Below are 14,605 nucleotides of genomic sequence, written 5' to 3' on the forward strand. Positions count from 1 at the left end.
GGTGCGATCGACTCCGCGTTCGATGTGCAGGGGATTTATGCGGCGATGGCCGTCTTCTCGTGGGGTGACCCAGGGATTCCTGCGGCGGAGGAGCGGGATGTCCTGCACATCGCACCGAGGCATCCTGCAGATCGCACGCGGCCCTGCAGATCGCACGCGGGTCAGCGCGCCGCGTGGATCGGACCCGAGCGCCCCGCAAGCGGCTCTCCCGACGTCCCCGTTCGCGCCGCCAGCACCTCCGCGAGGATCGACACCGCCGTCTCCTCGGGCGTCGACGCACCAATGTCCAGGCCGATCGGCGAGTGCAGGCGGGCGAGCGCCTCCGCCGGCACCCCCGCCGCACGCAGCAACCCCAGCCGCCGGTCGTGCGTGCGCCGCGAGCCCATCGCGCCGATGTAGGCGACCGGGAGGGATAGCGCCGTCTCGAGCAGCGGCACGTCGAACTTCTCGTCATGGGTCAGCACCGCAATCACCGTCCGCGCGTCGACCGGAGTCTGCGCGAGATAGTCGGCGGGCCACTCCACGACGACCTCGTCCGCCCCCGGGAAGCGCTCGGCCGTCGCAAACACCGGACGCGCGTCGCAGACCGTAACCCGGTAGCCGAGCAGCGCCCCGGCCGAGCAGAGCGCTGCGGAGAAGTCGACGGCGCCGAAGATCAGAAGCCTCGGCTTCTCGGCGTGCACGACGAAGGCGACCTCCAACTCCACTCCCTGACACGCGATGGCGACCGTCGCCGACCGGCCCGAGACGAGCCTCGCCTCCCGCTCGGCCTGGATCCGCCGCACCGTGCCGCCGTCGAGTTGCGGTCCCACGACGTCCTGCTCCCGAGTCGCACCCGTGAGCACGAGGCCCACCAGCGCCTCGGGGCCGCTAACGACGAGTGCGAGCGCGGCGCTGTGCCCGGCCCGCGCTGCGCGCAGCTCGGCCAGCACGGCGGTCGAGCCGGAGTCGACGATCTGGCTGAAGACGCGCAGCTGCCCGCCGCAGGAGAGACCGGCGGCGAAGGCGGCCTCGTCGTCGAAGCCGAAGTGCTCCGCTGCGCTGCCCGAGCCGCCGAGGACCGCCTGGGCCAGCGCATACGCCTCCGCCTCCACGCAGCCGCCAGAGATGGAGCCGATCGCCCGACCCTCCGTGTCGACCGCCATCGAGGAGCCGAGTGCGCGCGGAGCCGAGCCGAGCACGTGGGTCACGGTGACCACGCCGACACTCCGGCCCGCCTCGACGCACTCGAGCAGGGCGGCGGCGAGTTCGAGCACGGCGGCCTCCTCGAATCGGGGGAGGCTCCGGGGCCTCAGGACCGGCGACGCCCCGCAGCCGAAGCGCGCACACACGCAGGAAACATCCCGAGTATATGGTCAAGCCATGCCTGACGACGCTCCCTTCCTCGACCTGGTGATCCGCTCCTCCGCCGTGCTCACCGAGAACGGCCGGCGCCCGGCGAGCGTGGCGATCGCCGAGGGCTTGATCGTTGCGGTCGGCGAGGTCGACGCTCCGTGGCGCACGTCCGAGGAGATCGTGCTTCCCGAGGGTCAGGTGCTGATACCGGGCATCGTCGACACGCACGTGCACGTCAACGAGCCGGGTCGCACGGAGTGGGAGGGCTTCGCCTCCGCCACGCGCGCCGCTGCGGCCGGAGGCGTCACCACGATCATCGACATGCCGCTGAACTCGATCCCACCGACCACGACGGTGGCTGGCCTCGACGCCAAGCGCGCGGCCGCGGCCCCGCAGGCACGGGTCGACGTGGGCTTTTGGGGCGGAGCGATCCCGGAGAACCTCGGCACCCTTCGCGAGCTGCACGACGCGGGTGTTTTCGGCTTCAAGTGCTTCCTTTCGCCGAGCGGAGTGGACGAGTTCCCGCCCCTGACCCGGGAGCAACTGGTCGAGGCGATGCGCGAGATCGCTGCCTTCGACGGCCTGCTGATCGTGCACGCGGAGGACCCGGCTGAGTTGGAGGCCAGTGCGAACGAGCCGGGAGCCTCCTACGGCGCCTTCGTCACGTCCCGGCCGCCGGTCTCCGAGAACCTCGCGATCCTGCACGTGATCGAGTCGGTTCGCGAAACCGGTTGCCGCGCGCACATCCTGCACCTCTCCTCCGCCGAGGCCCTGCCGCTGCTGCGCGAGGCGAAGGCGGAGGGACTACCGATCACCGCGGAGACGTGCCCGCACTACCTGACGTTCGATGCGGGTTCGATCCCCGACGGCGGCACGCAGTACAAGTGCTGCCCGCCCATCCGGGACGAGCGCAACCGCGAGCTGCTGTGGAAGGGCCTGCTCGACGGCACGATCGACATCATCGCCTCTGACCACTCCCCCGCGACCGCTGAACTCAAGCTGACCGGCGACTTTGGCGGAGCATGGGGCGGCATCTCAGGGCTTGAACTGAGCTTCCGCGCGGTGTGGACGGGTGCGCGCGAGCGGGGCATCCCCCTCGAGCAGGTGGTGGTGTGGATGTCGACCGCTACCGCCGCGTTCGCCGGGCTTGGGCAGAAGGGCCTGCTGCATGCGGGCTCCGACGCCGATCTCGTGGCGTTCGATCCGGAGGCGCAGTGGCGCGTCGACGCCAAAGCCCTGTCCCACAAAAATCCGGTCTCGGCCTACGAGGGCCGCGTCCTCCGCGGCGCCATCGCCGCCACCTGGGTCGGCGGCACCCTCGTCACCCCGACTTCGGCCCCCACGAGCTTCCCCGCCCGCCTCCTCCCCCGCCCATAACCCGCGGGGCGGCGGGGGAAAGCCAGGAGACTCGGGAGCGACCACCAGATGACAGGAGCGGACATGGCGATCATCCTCGGAGACCACCAGTACGGGAAGGCCGAGAACCGCATCGTGCGGATCTATCGCGATACGCCGCGGCACGAGATCCACGACGTGACCGTCTCGACCGCGCTTCGCGGCGACTTCGAAGCGGCGCACCGTGAAGGCGACCAGTCCACGGTGCTGCCGACCGACACGCAGAAGCAGACTGCATACTCCTTCGCCAAGGAGAAGAGCCTGCGCTCGATCGAGCCGTACGGCCTCGAACTCGCCCGGCACTTCGTCGACGGCTATGCACCCGTGAGTGGCGCGCGGATTGAGATCGAGGAGTTCGCCTGGGAGCGCGTGCTGGTCGACGGTCAGGAGCACGACCACACGTGGATGCGCACGGGCCGGGAGACACGGATCGCGTCGATCACCGTCGAGGGCCGCGGTGACGAGCGGCAGGTCTGGATCACCGGCGGCTTCAAGGACCTCACGATCCTCAAGTCCACCGGCTCCGAGTTTCACGGCTTTCTCACCGACCCGTACACGGTCCTCCAACCCACGAACGACCGCGTGATGGCCACCTCCCTGGTCGCGAAGTGGCGTTTCGCACTGACGGAGGAGGACATCGCCGCAATGGACTGGGAGGCCGTCTACGCGGGGGTGAAGACGCTGATGGTGAGCCGCTTCGCGACCGTGCACTCGCTCGCGTTGCAGCAAACGCTGTTCGAGATGGGGAAGGCGGTGCTGGAGGAGTTCCCACAGATCGTCGAGATCCGTCTCTCCGCGCCCAACAAGCACCACTTCCTCTACGACCTGGCGCCGTTCGGCGTCGAGAACGACAACGAGGTCTTCCACGCCGACGACCGTCCCTACGGGCTGATCCAGGCGAGCATCACCCGCGACGACGCGCCGCCCGCCGGATCGGCCTGGTCCACCTACACGGGTCTGGTGTGAGCCGGGGCGTCCACCGCGGTCACGTCCTGCACATCGCGGGGCGGGCCGCGCTGGCGACAGCGGAGGCGTCGCTCGTCTCGATCCCGGACGGCGCGCTCGTCGTCGATGACTCCGGCACCATCGCCTGGGTCGGACCGTACCGCGAGCTACCGCGCAACTACGCGTCCTGGCCGGTAACAGGTGACGCCTCCGCGTTCCTCCTGCCCGGCTTCGTTGACACGCACGTGCACTTCCCGCAGACGTTCTCGACCGACGGCTTCGGCGGCGGTCAGCTGCTCGAGTGGCTCGACCGGACGGTGTTCCCGGCGGAGGCGCGCCTCGCCGACCCGGACTTCGCGGATGTGGTCGCGCGCGCCTTCACCCGGCGGCGCGTCCAGGCCGGTACGACGACAGCGCTGGTGTTCGGTTCGGCGTTCCCCGCTGCTCAGGATTCTCTCTTCGAGCGCACCCGTGAGGCGGGCCTGCGGATCGTCTCGGGCCGAGGCATCCAGACCGTCGGACCCGGCTCCGCAGCCCCGCTGATCACGTCGGAGCAGGAGGCGCTCGCTCTCACCGCCGACGAGATCGCGCGCTGGCACGGCACGAACCCGCTCCTCCACGTCGCGATCGTCCCACGGTTCTCGCTGTCCGTGACTCCGACGACCCTCGCCGCTCTCGGCGACCTCTACGACGACGTCCGTGCCAGCGGCGTCTACGTGCACAGCCACCTGAACGAGAACGACCGCCCCGGCGACGGCGAGATCGCGGCGGTGCTCGGCTCCTACGGCACCCGCAGCTACCTGGACACCTATGACGGCCTGTTCCTCCCGGGCTCCGTACGCGGCGGGTCGTCGCTGCTCGGGCCGCGTACCATCCTCGCCCACGCCGTGCACTGCCAGGATGCGGAACTGCACAGGATGGCCGAGACCGGTACGTCGATCGCGCACTGCCCTACCTCGCAGCAATTCCTCGGCTCTGGCACGATGCCCTGGCGCCGGACCGCTGCGTCCGGAGTGACGATCGCGCTCGGCAGCGACATCGGCGCGGGCGACGAGTGGCTGCTCCCGCGCGTGGCGAACGACGCGTTTAAAGTGCATCTGTCGGAGCCGGGCGACGCCGCGGTGGCGCTGCACCCGGCCGAGTTGCTGTTCACCGCGACCCTCGCGGGGGCGCGGGCGCTTGATCAGGAGGAGCGCTTCGGCAACTTCGACGTCGGAAAGGACGCCGATTTCCTCCGCATCGAGCCGGACCGGTGGGAGCCGCTCGCCGCTGTCCTGGCGCACGGCATTCGGGCGGACGACGAGGCGGAGGCGACGGCGCAGGTGCTCTTCGCGCTGCTGATGACACTGCGCGAGCCGGCGATCGCGGCGGTGCATGTGCGGGGGCGGCCGGTGGGAGCTCCGGAGTAGCGCGGGCGTGCGATTTGCAGGGGATCCTGCGCCGAGAGCGCTCTCCTCCGCACTCGCCGCGACGGGACGGCCGGATCCCCTGCAAATCGCACCCACTCCTGGAGCAGCGTCAGCTCCCCCGGTAGGTCGAGTAGGCGAACGGGCTGAGCAGGAGCGGGATGTGAAGGTGCGCCGACCTCCCGTCGACGCGGAACACCACGGCGACCTCGGGGTAGAACGACTCCGTACCCGCCGCCGCGAACCAGGCGCCCGTGTCGAAGACGACCCGGTAGACGCCGGCGCTCAGCCACTCCGGCCCGAAGGCGCTCACCCGGCCGTCCGCGTCGGTGCGCGCCTCGGCGAGCCGCTCCCAGTCGGACCCGGCTCGCGACTCGAGCGACACCGGCACGTCCTGCGCCGGCCGGCCGCGCACAGCGTCAAGCACGTGGGTACTCACGTAGCTGGCGGACCCGGTCATCGCGCCGGCTCCGCCTCGACGACGAGCCTGTCGGCGAGCCCCCGCACACGCAGAACAGCGATCTCGCGCAGCTGCTCGGCGACGATCCGCTCCTCTGTCGCGGCATCGAGTTCGAGCCGCCGCTCCAGCTCCGCCACGATCGCGGCGCGGTCACGACCGGCCGCGCGGATCAGGAACACTCGCCCGAAGCGCTCCTCGTAGGCGCGGTTGCCGACCAGTAGCCGGTCAGTCAGCGCTTCGTCGGTTGCCAGACTCGCCGCCTGCTCCGACGCCGAAAACGCGGAGGAGCGGCCCGCGCCCCCGTGCCGCTGCCCGATCCGCGGGTGGTCGGCCAGCGCTGCCTCCACCTCGTCGGCGCTGAGCGTGCGCGCGACGCGGTCGGCCGCCTCGGCGAGGGCGTCGACGGAGGCGTAGGGCGCGCCAGCGGCCAGTTCGTCAGCCCAGCGCGGGACGGCCAGGCAGGCGAGCAGCGCGTCACGCGGAGTCTCGTCTGGAGCATCGGGGGTGGTGCGGGCAGTCATGCAATCTCCTTCGTCGGGCGGGTCGGGCTAGGGCACGATGATCGAGTGGATGCGGTGGTCGGAGTGGTGCTCGCGGCGGGCGCGGGACGTCGGGCGGGCGGTCCGAAAGCGCTCCGCCGCGACGACGCCGGGACTCCGTGGGTGGAGCACGCCGTGCGGCGGCTCGAAGCCGTCGGGTGCCGGCGAGTACTGGTCGTGCTCGGCGCCGAGGCCGACCGGGCGCGCCTCCTGGTACCCGTGAGTGCTGGGATCGTCGTGGCGGAGGACTGGTCGGGCGGCCTCTCGGCCTCGCTCCGAGCGGGTCTCGCCGCGGCACGAGCTGATGCGGCCCGAGGCGATGCGGCCCTGGTGACCCTTGTCGACCTGCCGGACGAGCCCGCAAGCGTCGGAGCGCGACTCCTCGCCAGCGCTCCGCCCACACCCGGCGTGCTGGCCCGCGCCGTCTTCGCCGGGCGCCCCGGCCATCCGGTGCTGCTGGGCCGCGAGCACTGGCCGGCGCTGATCGCGACGGTCCACGGCGACTCCGGTGCCCGCGATCTGCTGCGCGCGGCGGGCGCCCGTGAAGTCGAATGCGGTGACCTGTGGTCGGGAATCGACCGCGACGGGCCACACTAAGCCAGTCATGCGAGCCCCGCGTCCTCGAGCGCGGCGGCGAGCGCCCGCCAGGCGAGCGTGGCGCAGACCGAGCGGACGGGATTGCCTGCCACCGCGAGCAGCGCCTCCTCGTCACCTGCGAGCGGACCAGAGCGGCTGGCCATTCCCGCGAGAAACGCGTCGATCCGTCGGCGCACCTGAGCAACCGGGAGCCCGTCGAGCCCGTCCACCAGCAGCGACGCCGAGCCCTGCGACACCTCGCACCCGCGCCCGCTCCAGGTGAGCCGAACGTGTTCGGCGGCGCCGTCGACCCGCACCTCGAGGCGATCGCCGCAGGTCGGCGTGATGAGCTCTGCCCGTCCGAGCGCCGGAGCCGGGTCGCTCCGACCAACCGGGTGCTTCGCGTGCGCGCGGATCAGCTCCGCCGCCTCGATCACGGCCGGTCCTCCAGCTCGGCCAGCTCGGCGTAGGCGGCGCTGATGCCCGCGATCCGCTCCCGTGACTCGCGAACCGACGCACCCAGCACTCCGGAGGCGAGCGCCGCGACCACGCTCATCGCCGCCGCATAACTATCGAACGCCGCGTCGCTGTCGACGGGGCACTCCAGCCAGACGGCCGCCTGCTCGGCATAGCGGCGAGCGGGCGAGTCCGCGAGCAGCACCACCGGCACGCCCCGCGAGGCGAGCGCGTCGACCAGCGCGGCGAACGACGCGGGGCGCCGGCGGAACCCGACCAGCACGACCGCGTCCTCGGCACCCAGCCCAACGAGCTCCTCGCCGAGCGACTGACCCGGCTGAGGCGCGATGCGCACCCGCCCCCGCGCCTGCGCGAGCTGCTGGCGCAGGTGCAGCGCCACCGGGTAACTGTTGCGCAGGCCGATCACGACCACGTCCCGAGCGCCCGCGATCACCCGCACGGCCTCCTCCAGCCGCCCGTCGCCCAGCGCCGCAGCGAGCCGCACCAGGTTCGCCCGCTCGCTCTCGAGATGCGCCGTGAGCGCGTGGCCCTGGCCGTGCACGGGCCCTACCGGCACGCCCGAGTTGCGCAGCGCCCGCGCGTGCTCGCGCACCTCCTGCGAGTTCGAAAATCCGAGGCGACGGAACAGCCGCGAGACCGTGGCCTTCGACACTCCGCTCTGCTGGGCGAGCTCGGTCGCCGTGTAGACCGCCAGGTCAGCGAGGTGATCGAGGATGAAGTCGGCCGCCCGCTGCTCCTGCCGCGAGAGCCCCGCATAGCCCGCATCGATGCGGTGGCCGATGCTCGGTGGGGAGGAGGGTGCCGGGGTCACGCCGGGTGCGCTCCCGCGTCGGCGGCAAGCGCCAACGCTGCGGCCTCGAATGCGTCGAGCGCAGTCGCGACGTCGGCCTCGGTGACGTTCTCGTCCGGGTGATGGCTGACCCCGCCCTCGCAGCGGATGAACAGCATCGCGTACTCGGTGAGGTCGGCGACCGCCATCGCGTCGTGTCCCGCCTTCGAGAACAGCACCATCGGCTCGTCGTCCCCCGTCGCCCGGATGCCCGCGCGGACGACGTCCTGCAGCGACGCGGACGCGACGACGGCGGGGGCGGAGTGGGTCTCCTCCACCGTCAGCGCGAGGCGACGGCGCGAGGCTGACTCGGACATCGCGTGCTCGATCGCGTCCCACGCTCCGTCGCGCTGCTCATCGGTCTCGGCCCGCAGATCGAGGCTGAATTCCACGCGACCGGGGATGACATTGACGGCTCCCGGGAACGTCTCGAGTCGCCCGACCGTCGCGATCACGCTCCGCTCGCGCGCGATCCGCTCGACGGCGAGCACCGCCTCCGCCGCACCCGTCAGGGCATCCCGGCGGCGATCGAGCGGCACTCCTCCCGCATGCCCCGCCTTGCCCGTGAGGGTCAGGGCGAAGCGGCGCGCGCCGGCGATCGACGAGACAACGGCGAGTGCGCGGTCCGCCTCCTCCAGATACGGGCCCTGCTCGATGTGCGCCTCGAGGTAGGCGACGACATCCTGCGCGTCTCGGGCGGCCTCGCCAATCCGGGAGGGATCGAGACCGAACTCGCGGAACGCCTCCACGAGCGACGTGCCCGCTGCGTCCTCCAGCTCCCACCAGTGCGGGTCCCAGGTGCCGGCCAGGGCGCGCGAGCCGAGGAGCGCCGTGCCGAAGCGGGTGCCCTCCTCGTCACCGAACGCCACGACCTCGACGGCGAAGGGGAGCCTGGTCCCCGCGGCGTGCAAGCGCGACACGACACCGATCGCGAGGAGCACTCCGAGGATCCCGTCGTAGCGTCCCGCGTCGGGCACCGTATCGAGGTGGGAGCCGAGCAGCAGAGCGGGCAACCCTGGCTTGGCGCCCTCGTAGCGGCCGCACTGGTTGCCCGCGGCGTCCTGCCAGGTACGCATCCCGGCGTCGGTCATCCAGCGTGCGGTCAGCGCGTTCACGCGCGCGTGCTCCGGCGAGAGGTAGACCCGCTCGATCCCGCCGCGGGTGCTCGAGACCGCGGCGAGTTCGTCGCAGCGGGCCAGGATCGTCGCGGCGTCGATCATGCGCGAGCCGCCCCGTAGACGTCGTACGCTCCGGCAACTCCGCCGCCGACCGGCGCGGAGGCGCCCGCGCGACGCAGCACCGCCTCCAGTGCCGCGAGCGTGGTCAGCACCGCATCGGTGCGTGCGTTGTACCCCATGGTGCCGATCCGCCAGACCTTCCCGTGCAGCGGACCGAAGGACGTGCCGATCTCGATACCGAAGTCCGTCAGCATCTCGCCGCGGACCGCATCGCCGTTCACGCCCTCGGGAATGTGGACCGCGACGACATTGCTCATCTTGTGCGCCAGGTCACCGAAGACCTCCAGGCCCAGGCCCTGCACACCCGCGAGCATCGCGGCACCGTGCAGCGCATGCCGCGCGATTGTGACGTCCAGCCCCTCCTCCACGATGAGGCGCGCGCACTCGCGGGCACCGTAGAGCATCGTGGTCGCCTCCGTGTGATGGTTCAGCCGGCGAGGGCCCCAGTAGTCGAAGACCATGCCGAGATCGAAGTAGTTCGAGCGGACGGGATGCGCGCTCACGGCGTCGCCCTCGTCGCGAATCCCGGCCTCGATGCTCTTGCGCGACTCGATCACGGCGACGGCCCGCTCCGAGAACGTCACGGGAGCGGAGCCCGAGGGCCCGCCGAGGCACTTCTGCAACCCGGCCGAGACCGCGTCGAGCCCGAGCTCGTCGGCGCCGAACGGGTTGCCCGCGAGCGACGCCGTCACGTCGGTGTAGAACAGCGCGCCGTGCTTCTGGCACAGGGCGCCGAGTTCCTCGAGCGGCTGCGCCATCGTGGTGGACGTGTCGCCGTGCACCACGGCCAACAGAGACGGCTTCACTCGGGCGAGCGCCTCCGCAATCGCCGACACGGGAAACACCTGGCCCCACTCCGCCTCGATCACGTGCACCTCGGCGCCGCAGCGCTCGGCGATCTCGCGGAGGAGGTGGCCGAAGCGGCCAAAGACGGGCACCAGCACTCGGTCGCCCGGCTTGAGCATCGAGACGAGGGCGGCCTCGATACCGGCGCGGCTCGTGCCGTCGATGAGCATCGTCTTCTCGTTCCGGGTGCGGAAGACCTGCCGGTACAACTCCTGCGTCTCGGTCATCGTTGCTGTCATGAACGGGTCGTACTGGCCGACGAGCTGCGCCGACATCGCACGCAGTACCCGCGGATCCGCGGTGATCGGGCCGGGCCCCATCAGCAGACGTGGCGGCGGGTCGATCGGGAGGAACGTCGAGGGCGCGGACACGGGACCACCTCTGCGGGAGCGGGAGCGGGAGAAAAAGCTGTTTCAGTCGCCCAGAGTACGCAACAGACGTTTCGTCGGTGTTTCGCGGCGGGAGCGGCGTCCCTCCACAGGCGCCGTTCGGGGTCGACTTGTCCGGCCGGAGCGGTATCGACCCCTCCCGTGTCGGTGGTCGCTGGTTCAATACCTATATGGCACACGCAGCAATGGCACACGAAACGGAGACAGGACCTGCGGAGGTTCGCGCGCTCGGCGACCGCGCCGCCCGGCTGGCCCGCTCAGCTTCCCCGCTGCACCTCGCCTCCGCCGAGGCCCTGCACGCGGGGTATCGGGCGGCGCTGAGGTGTCCGGAGTCGTTCGCGTCCGGTCAGTCCCGCCGGGAGTCGAGCGACCTGGTCGAGCGCTCGATCCGGGCCGAACTCGCGGTCGCGCTGGGCGTCTCCGAGCGAGTCCTGACACGAGAACTCGAGCACGCACGCCTCCTCGTCGACGACCTTCCGTGCACGCGAGACGCTCTGGCGCGGGCACGTCTGCGCTGGGAGGCCGGGCAGCTGATCTGCAGTGTCGCAGGCACCCTACCGGCTGCGTCCCGCGCCGAGTTCGACAAGCGTGCCGCCGCACTCGCCGTCACACTGACGCCCACGCAACTGCGTCGTCGGCTGACGCGGCTGCGGGACGAGCTGCACGACCAGCCGCTCGCTGAGCGCCATGCGCGCGCGTGTGGCGATCGGGCCGTCTGGGTCACGCCCGAGCACGATGGCATGGCGATGCTGTGCGCCTACCTCCCCGCGCCCGTCGCGGTCGGTGCTCACGCCCGGCTCGACCGGATCGCGCGCATCCTTCGCGAGGGCGCCGGTTCCGGTTCCGGTTCCGATGACGAGCGCACCCTGGCCCAGCTCCGCGCCGACGCCCTAGCCGACCTGCTGTGCGACGGAGATGTCACCGGCACTACCCCGGTCCAGGACGACCCGCCAGGTGCACCGACGTTCGTTCCCGGGGTGCGCGCCGACGTCAGGCTGACCGTCTCAGCGAGCACGGCCGCGGGCCTCGACGACACTCCCGCCGATCTCGACGGCTACGGGCTTGTCCCCGCCGATGCCGCCCGCCAGCTACTCGACACAGGCGCCTCGTTCACCCCGGTCCTGACGCACCCGAGCACCGGCGCGGTCATCTCCGTCGGACGGACGCACCGCCTCCCTCCCCCTCGCATGCGCCTCGCCCTGCATCTGCGCGATCAGACGTGCCGCTTCCCCGGCTGCACGAGGCCCGCCGCCTCCGCCGAGGCCGACCACACCATCGAGTGGCGAAACGGAGGCGCTACCGCCCTCGACAACCTCGCCTCGCTCTGCGTCGCCCACCACCATGTCCGTCACGGCGACCGCTGGACCTACGTCCTGCATCCCGACGGCGCAGCCGACTGGACCACTCCCACCGGACGCCGCGTCACCACCCGCCCGCCCGATCCGCCGGCCTGCGCACAAGCGCCGCACTTCGCCGACCCTCCACCGCCGTTCTGATGCCGAGCTACTCCTCCCAGTCGGCCGCCACGTCGAGCAGCGCCACATCCGACCCCCTCGGGCCCACCAGACACAGTCCGACGGGCCCACCGGCGACTCTCAACCGCGGCATCGACAGTGCCGGATACCCGCCGATCCCGGCGAGACAGGTCAGCCGGAGGGTCGCCATCCGCGCCGCCTCGACGACCTCCGCAGAGGCGGCGAGGGCAGGCGCGACCGACGACGCCGACGGCAGGAGCAGCACGCGGCCACCGAGCGCGGTATCCAGCGCCTCGCGGAACTCCGCCACGTGGGCCCGCGCCCTCGCCTCCGTCGCGGCGTCCACCTGCGAGGCCGCGTCGAAACGGGCCTGCACATCCGGCGCCAGCACTCCGGGGTGCGCCGCGACCCACGCGCCGTCCGATGCCCACGCCTCCGCCGCCTGGACCAGCCGAAAGGCCTCCAGCATCTCCCGCAGCGGAGGCAGCTCGATGCGCTCCGCCCCGCGTCCGTCGATCGCCGCCGCGAAGGCTGCCCGCACGGGAGCGTGCACCCGCTCGAGCAGCGCCTCGGCGACCACGAAGCCGCCGATCGGCACAGTCGCTCCCGGCACAGTCGCTCCCGGCACACCGACGAGCGCCACCCGCCGCAGCGTCGAGAGGTCCCGCGTCAGCCAGCCGATCGCGTCGAAGCTCGGCGCAAGCGGAAGCAGCCCCTCGACCGGCACCGCCCCGTGCGTCGTCCGTAGGCCCCAGAGCCCCTGGTACGAGGCCGGCACCCGGATCGACCCGGCCGTGTCGGTCCCGAGGCCGATCGCGGCCTGCCCGAGCGAGACCGCGGTGGCGGATCCGCTGGAGGACCCGCCGGGCACTGCGCCCGGAACGGCCGGATTCGGCGGTGTCCCGTAGCCGGAGTTGCGCCCCGCGATGCTGTACGCGAATTCGTCCGTCTGCGCGATCCCACGCACCGAGGCGCCGGCCGCGAGCAGCTGCGCGACGGCCGGAGCAGTCGCCGCCTCCACCCGTGCCCCGGCGAAGTAGGCCGGCACTCCCGCGCCGATCCGCTGCCCCTCGATCGCGAAGAGGTCCTTCACCGCAACATCGAGCCCGCCGAGGGGTCCGGATCCAGTCGCCGAGACGAGCGGAGCCCCGGCGGCCCGCCACACCCGCGCGTCAAGGCTCGGCGCGGGCGCCTGCACCTGGGCGGCGCGCACCCGCCAGACACCGGATTGGCGCGACCACAGTTGCGTTACAAGCCCGCGCCCGCCGCGTGTCGGTGCGTTCACGGTCACCGCGAGCGCCGTGTCCGTGTCGATCGCCCGCACGTGCAGCTCGACCAACCGCCGCTCCGGCGCTCCCCCGCGTCGACCGCGGAAGCCCGTGATTGCCCCGTGCCCCACCAGCAGTCCGCCGGCGTCACCCCGGAGCGTCGTCGGCGCATCGACGAACGCGTCCGCGAGGGCCGCGACGTCGTCCGCCGCGAGCGCCGCCTCGTACGCCTCCACCGCGTCGACCAGCCCCTCCGGCAACTCGCCCTCCAGCGTCGTCACCTGCGGATCAGGCATCGAAGTCCGCCGTCCGCACTCGGGCATGCACGCCCTTCACCAGGTCGACCACCTGCGAGATGTCGAAGTCGGTCGCCGCGCTGAGGTAGGCGTAAGCGTGACCCGGGTCCATGCCGAACCGCGCAACCAGCAGCGCGATCGCCGCCCGCACGCACTTCTGTACGGCGACATCGAGGTCCTCGTCCAGGCCCGTGGACACCAGGAATTCGTCGGTCTCGCCCATCGGACCGACGATCTCCCCCCACGTTGCCAGCGCCTGCGCCCGCGGAACGATCTCGAATCGCACCCGCACCCGCAAGCTCGCCTCCATCGCGGTCAGCGCCACCTCACCGTCGCCCTGCGCGAAGTGCGGATCACCGACGTAGGCGAGTGCGCCGGGCACCTGCACCGGCAGGTAGAGGCTCGTGCCCGCGGTGAGCAGCGCGATGTCGATGTTGCCGCCGTGCACCCCGGGCGGCACCGAGTGCGGGCGCTCCCCTCCCGCGACGGCGACACCCATGATCCCGAGGAACGGCCGCAGCACGAACCGCGCCGCCCGTTCACCGCCGGGCACGAGCGGGATGACGCCACGCCGCACACCAGCGTCGTCCTCGTCCACGTGCACGAACACGCTGAACGGCCCCTCCTGCAGCGGATACTCGCCGGGCAGCGCGCCGCGGCCGTGCCGATTCGAGACCACCCCGTAGGGCACCCGCGGCTCGGCCTCGAGCAGCGTCATCCGCAGCAGGTCGCCGGGCTCGGCACCGCGGAGGGCAATTGGCCCAGTGATCACGTGCGGGCCGTCGTACTCCTGGTGACGGAACGGCCCCTGCGCCGCGAGGGCGATCGCATCGCGCAGCACGCCCTCGGGCGCGACGCCGTGGCGGCCGAAGAAGGCGAGCGGATCGCGCCCCTGGTCCTCCAGCACCCCCTCGTGACTGAGCGTGTCAATGACGACCTCGGCCCCCGAGTCGACCGTCAGCACCGGCGCATCCGCCGCGCAGGGGAGCCGTCCCCACAGCACGGTCCCCCGCGTCGCGGGCAGATACTCGACCCCCGCCGGAACTCCTTCGCCGGGCTGGATCGCCCACACCGCCTGCCGCATGTGCGCCCACTTCCCGCACGGCCGGTCCGCGCGCTCCGACCCTAGCC

General features: G+C 71.9%; 14 protein-coding genes. 5 read left to right on the top strand and 9 right to left on the bottom strand.

From position 1 onward, the window contains the following. Positions 1–161: 161 nt before the first annotated feature. On the bottom strand, positions 162–1,256 hold the full coding sequence (locus HRF29_RS02615) for an XdhC family protein (RefSeq protein ID WP_173244207.1): 1,095 nt from the start codon (positions 1,254–1,256) through the stop codon (positions 162–164). A gap of 106 nt (positions 1,257–1,362) precedes the next feature. Between HRF29_RS02615 and allB the strand changes: the two genes are divergently transcribed. From allB to HRF29_RS02630, 3 genes are all read left to right on the top strand, one after another. Continuing rightward, positions 1,363–2,712, top strand: coding sequence for an allantoinase AllB (gene allB / locus HRF29_RS02620; RefSeq protein ID WP_173244210.1), 1,350 nt, complete (start codon positions 1,363–1,365; stop codon positions 2,710–2,712). Positions 2,713–2,775: 63 nt separating this feature from the next. Next, a complete protein-coding gene (gene pucL / locus HRF29_RS02625; protein WP_173244213.1) occupies positions 2,776–3,696 on the top strand; it encodes a factor-independent urate hydroxylase in 921 nt (306 codons plus the stop codon). Continuing rightward, positions 3,693–5,084: an amidohydrolase family protein gene (locus HRF29_RS02630; protein ID WP_173244216.1), complete on the top strand. Its 1,392-nt coding sequence runs from the start codon at positions 3,693–3,695 to the stop codon at positions 5,082–5,084. The genes pucL and HRF29_RS02630 overlap by 4 nt, the downstream gene beginning before the upstream one ends. 109 nt (positions 5,085–5,193) lie before the next feature. Here HRF29_RS02630 and uraH read toward each other — a convergent pair whose 3' ends face one another. Together uraH and uraD are read right to left on the bottom strand one after the other, a co-directional pair. Then, positions 5,194–5,541, bottom strand: coding sequence for a hydroxyisourate hydrolase (uraH, locus tag HRF29_RS02635; RefSeq protein WP_173244219.1), 348 nt, complete (start codon positions 5,539–5,541; stop codon positions 5,194–5,196). Further along, positions 5,538–6,062 (bottom strand): 2-oxo-4-hydroxy-4-carboxy-5-ureidoimidazoline decarboxylase, encoded by a 525-nt coding sequence (gene uraD, locus HRF29_RS02640; RefSeq protein WP_173244222.1) that lies wholly within the window; start codon positions 6,060–6,062, stop codon positions 5,538–5,540. The genes uraH and uraD overlap by 4 nt, the downstream gene beginning before the upstream one ends. Positions 6,063–6,107: 45 nt before the next feature. Here uraD and HRF29_RS02645 point away from each other — a divergent pair, with 45 nt between their 5' ends. Continuing rightward, complete coding sequence (locus HRF29_RS02645) at positions 6,108–6,677, top strand: nucleotidyltransferase family protein (RefSeq protein WP_343043615.1); 570 nt, start codon at positions 6,108–6,110, stop codon at positions 6,675–6,677. A 5-nt stretch (positions 6,678–6,682) separates the two neighbouring features. On the opposite strand, the gene HRF29_RS02650 is transcribed toward HRF29_RS02645, so the two are convergent. The 4 genes from HRF29_RS02650 to HRF29_RS02665 are packed head-to-tail and all read right to left on the bottom strand — an operon-like array spanning position 6,683 to position 10,366. After that, positions 6,683–7,093 carry an iron-sulfur cluster assembly scaffold protein gene (locus HRF29_RS02650; protein WP_173244225.1) on the bottom strand — a complete coding sequence of 137 codons (411 nt, stop codon included), beginning with the start codon at positions 7,091–7,093 and terminating at the stop codon, positions 6,683–6,685. Then, a complete protein-coding gene (locus HRF29_RS15260) occupies positions 7,090–7,944 on the bottom strand; it encodes an SIS domain-containing protein (RefSeq protein ID WP_173244228.1) in 855 nt (284 codons plus the stop codon). Before HRF29_RS15260 ends, HRF29_RS02650 begins: the two co-directional genes overlap by 4 nt. Then, positions 7,941–9,182 (bottom strand): allantoate amidohydrolase, encoded by a 1,242-nt coding sequence (locus HRF29_RS02660; protein ID WP_173244232.1) that lies wholly within the window; start codon positions 9,180–9,182, stop codon positions 7,941–7,943. The genes HRF29_RS15260 and HRF29_RS02660 overlap by 4 nt, the downstream gene beginning before the upstream one ends. After that, positions 9,179–10,366 carry a pyridoxal-phosphate-dependent aminotransferase family protein gene (locus tag HRF29_RS02665; protein WP_173245862.1) on the bottom strand — a complete coding sequence of 396 codons (1,188 nt, stop codon included), beginning with the start codon at positions 10,364–10,366 and terminating at the stop codon, positions 9,179–9,181. Before HRF29_RS02665 ends, HRF29_RS02660 begins: the two co-directional genes overlap by 4 nt. A gap of 239 nt (positions 10,367–10,605) precedes the next feature. Between HRF29_RS02665 and HRF29_RS02670 the strand changes: the two genes are divergently transcribed. Then, positions 10,606–11,931 carry an HNH endonuclease signature motif containing protein gene (locus tag HRF29_RS02670; protein WP_173244235.1) on the top strand — a complete coding sequence of 442 codons (1,326 nt, stop codon included), beginning with the start codon at positions 10,606–10,608 and terminating at the stop codon, positions 11,929–11,931. Positions 11,932–11,938: 7 nt separating this feature from the next. Here HRF29_RS02670 and HRF29_RS02675 read toward each other — a convergent pair whose 3' ends face one another. Together HRF29_RS02675 and HRF29_RS02680 are read right to left on the bottom strand one after the other, a co-directional pair. Continuing rightward, positions 11,939–13,474, bottom strand: coding sequence for an AtzH-like domain-containing protein (locus HRF29_RS02675; protein WP_173244239.1), 1,536 nt, complete (start codon positions 13,472–13,474; stop codon positions 11,939–11,941). After that, positions 13,467–14,558, bottom strand: a complete 1,092-nt coding sequence (locus HRF29_RS02680) for an acetamidase/formamidase family protein (RefSeq protein WP_173244243.1) — start codon at positions 14,556–14,558, stop codon at positions 13,467–13,469. Before HRF29_RS02680 ends, HRF29_RS02675 begins: the two co-directional genes overlap by 8 nt. Positions 14,559–14,605: the final 47 nt, after the last annotated feature.

Origin of the sequence: Rathayibacter agropyri (genome assembly GCF_013249015.1) — a bacterium.
GTDB lineage: Bacteria > Actinomycetota > Actinomycetes > Actinomycetales > Microbacteriaceae > Rathayibacter > Rathayibacter agropyri.

Excerpts from the sequence above, each read along its gene's own strand:
- allB (WP_173244210.1), top strand. The coding sequence starts at position 1,363 with ATGCCTGACGACGCTCCCTTCCTCGACCTGGTGATCCGCTCCTCCGCC.
- pucL (WP_173244213.1), top strand. The coding sequence starts at position 2,776 with ATGGCGATCATCCTCGGAGACCACCAGTACGGGAAGGCCGAGAACCGC.
- uraH (WP_173244219.1), bottom strand. The coding sequence starts at position 5,541 with ATGACCGGGTCCGCCAGCTACGTGAGTACCCACGTGCTTGACGCTGTG.
- uraD (WP_173244222.1), bottom strand. The coding sequence starts at position 6,062 with ATGACTGCCCGCACCACCCCCGATGCTCCAGACGAGACTCCGCGTGAC.
- HRF29_RS02660 (WP_173244232.1), bottom strand. The coding sequence starts at position 9,182 with ATGATCGACGCCGCGACGATCCTGGCCCGCTGCGACGAACTCGCCGCG.
- HRF29_RS02665 (WP_173245862.1), bottom strand. The coding sequence starts at position 10,366 with ATGGGGCCCGGCCCGATCACCGCGGATCCGCGGGTACTGCGTGCGATG.
- HRF29_RS02670 (WP_173244235.1), top strand. The coding sequence starts at position 10,606 with ATGGCACACGCAGCAATGGCACACGAAACGGAGACAGGACCTGCGGAG.
- HRF29_RS02675 (WP_173244239.1), bottom strand. The coding sequence starts at position 13,474 with ATGCCTGATCCGCAGGTGACGACGCTGGAGGGCGAGTTGCCGGAGGGG.
- HRF29_RS02680 (WP_173244243.1), bottom strand. The coding sequence starts at position 14,558 with ATGCGGCAGGCGGTGTGGGCGATCCAGCCCGGCGAAGGAGTTCCGGCG.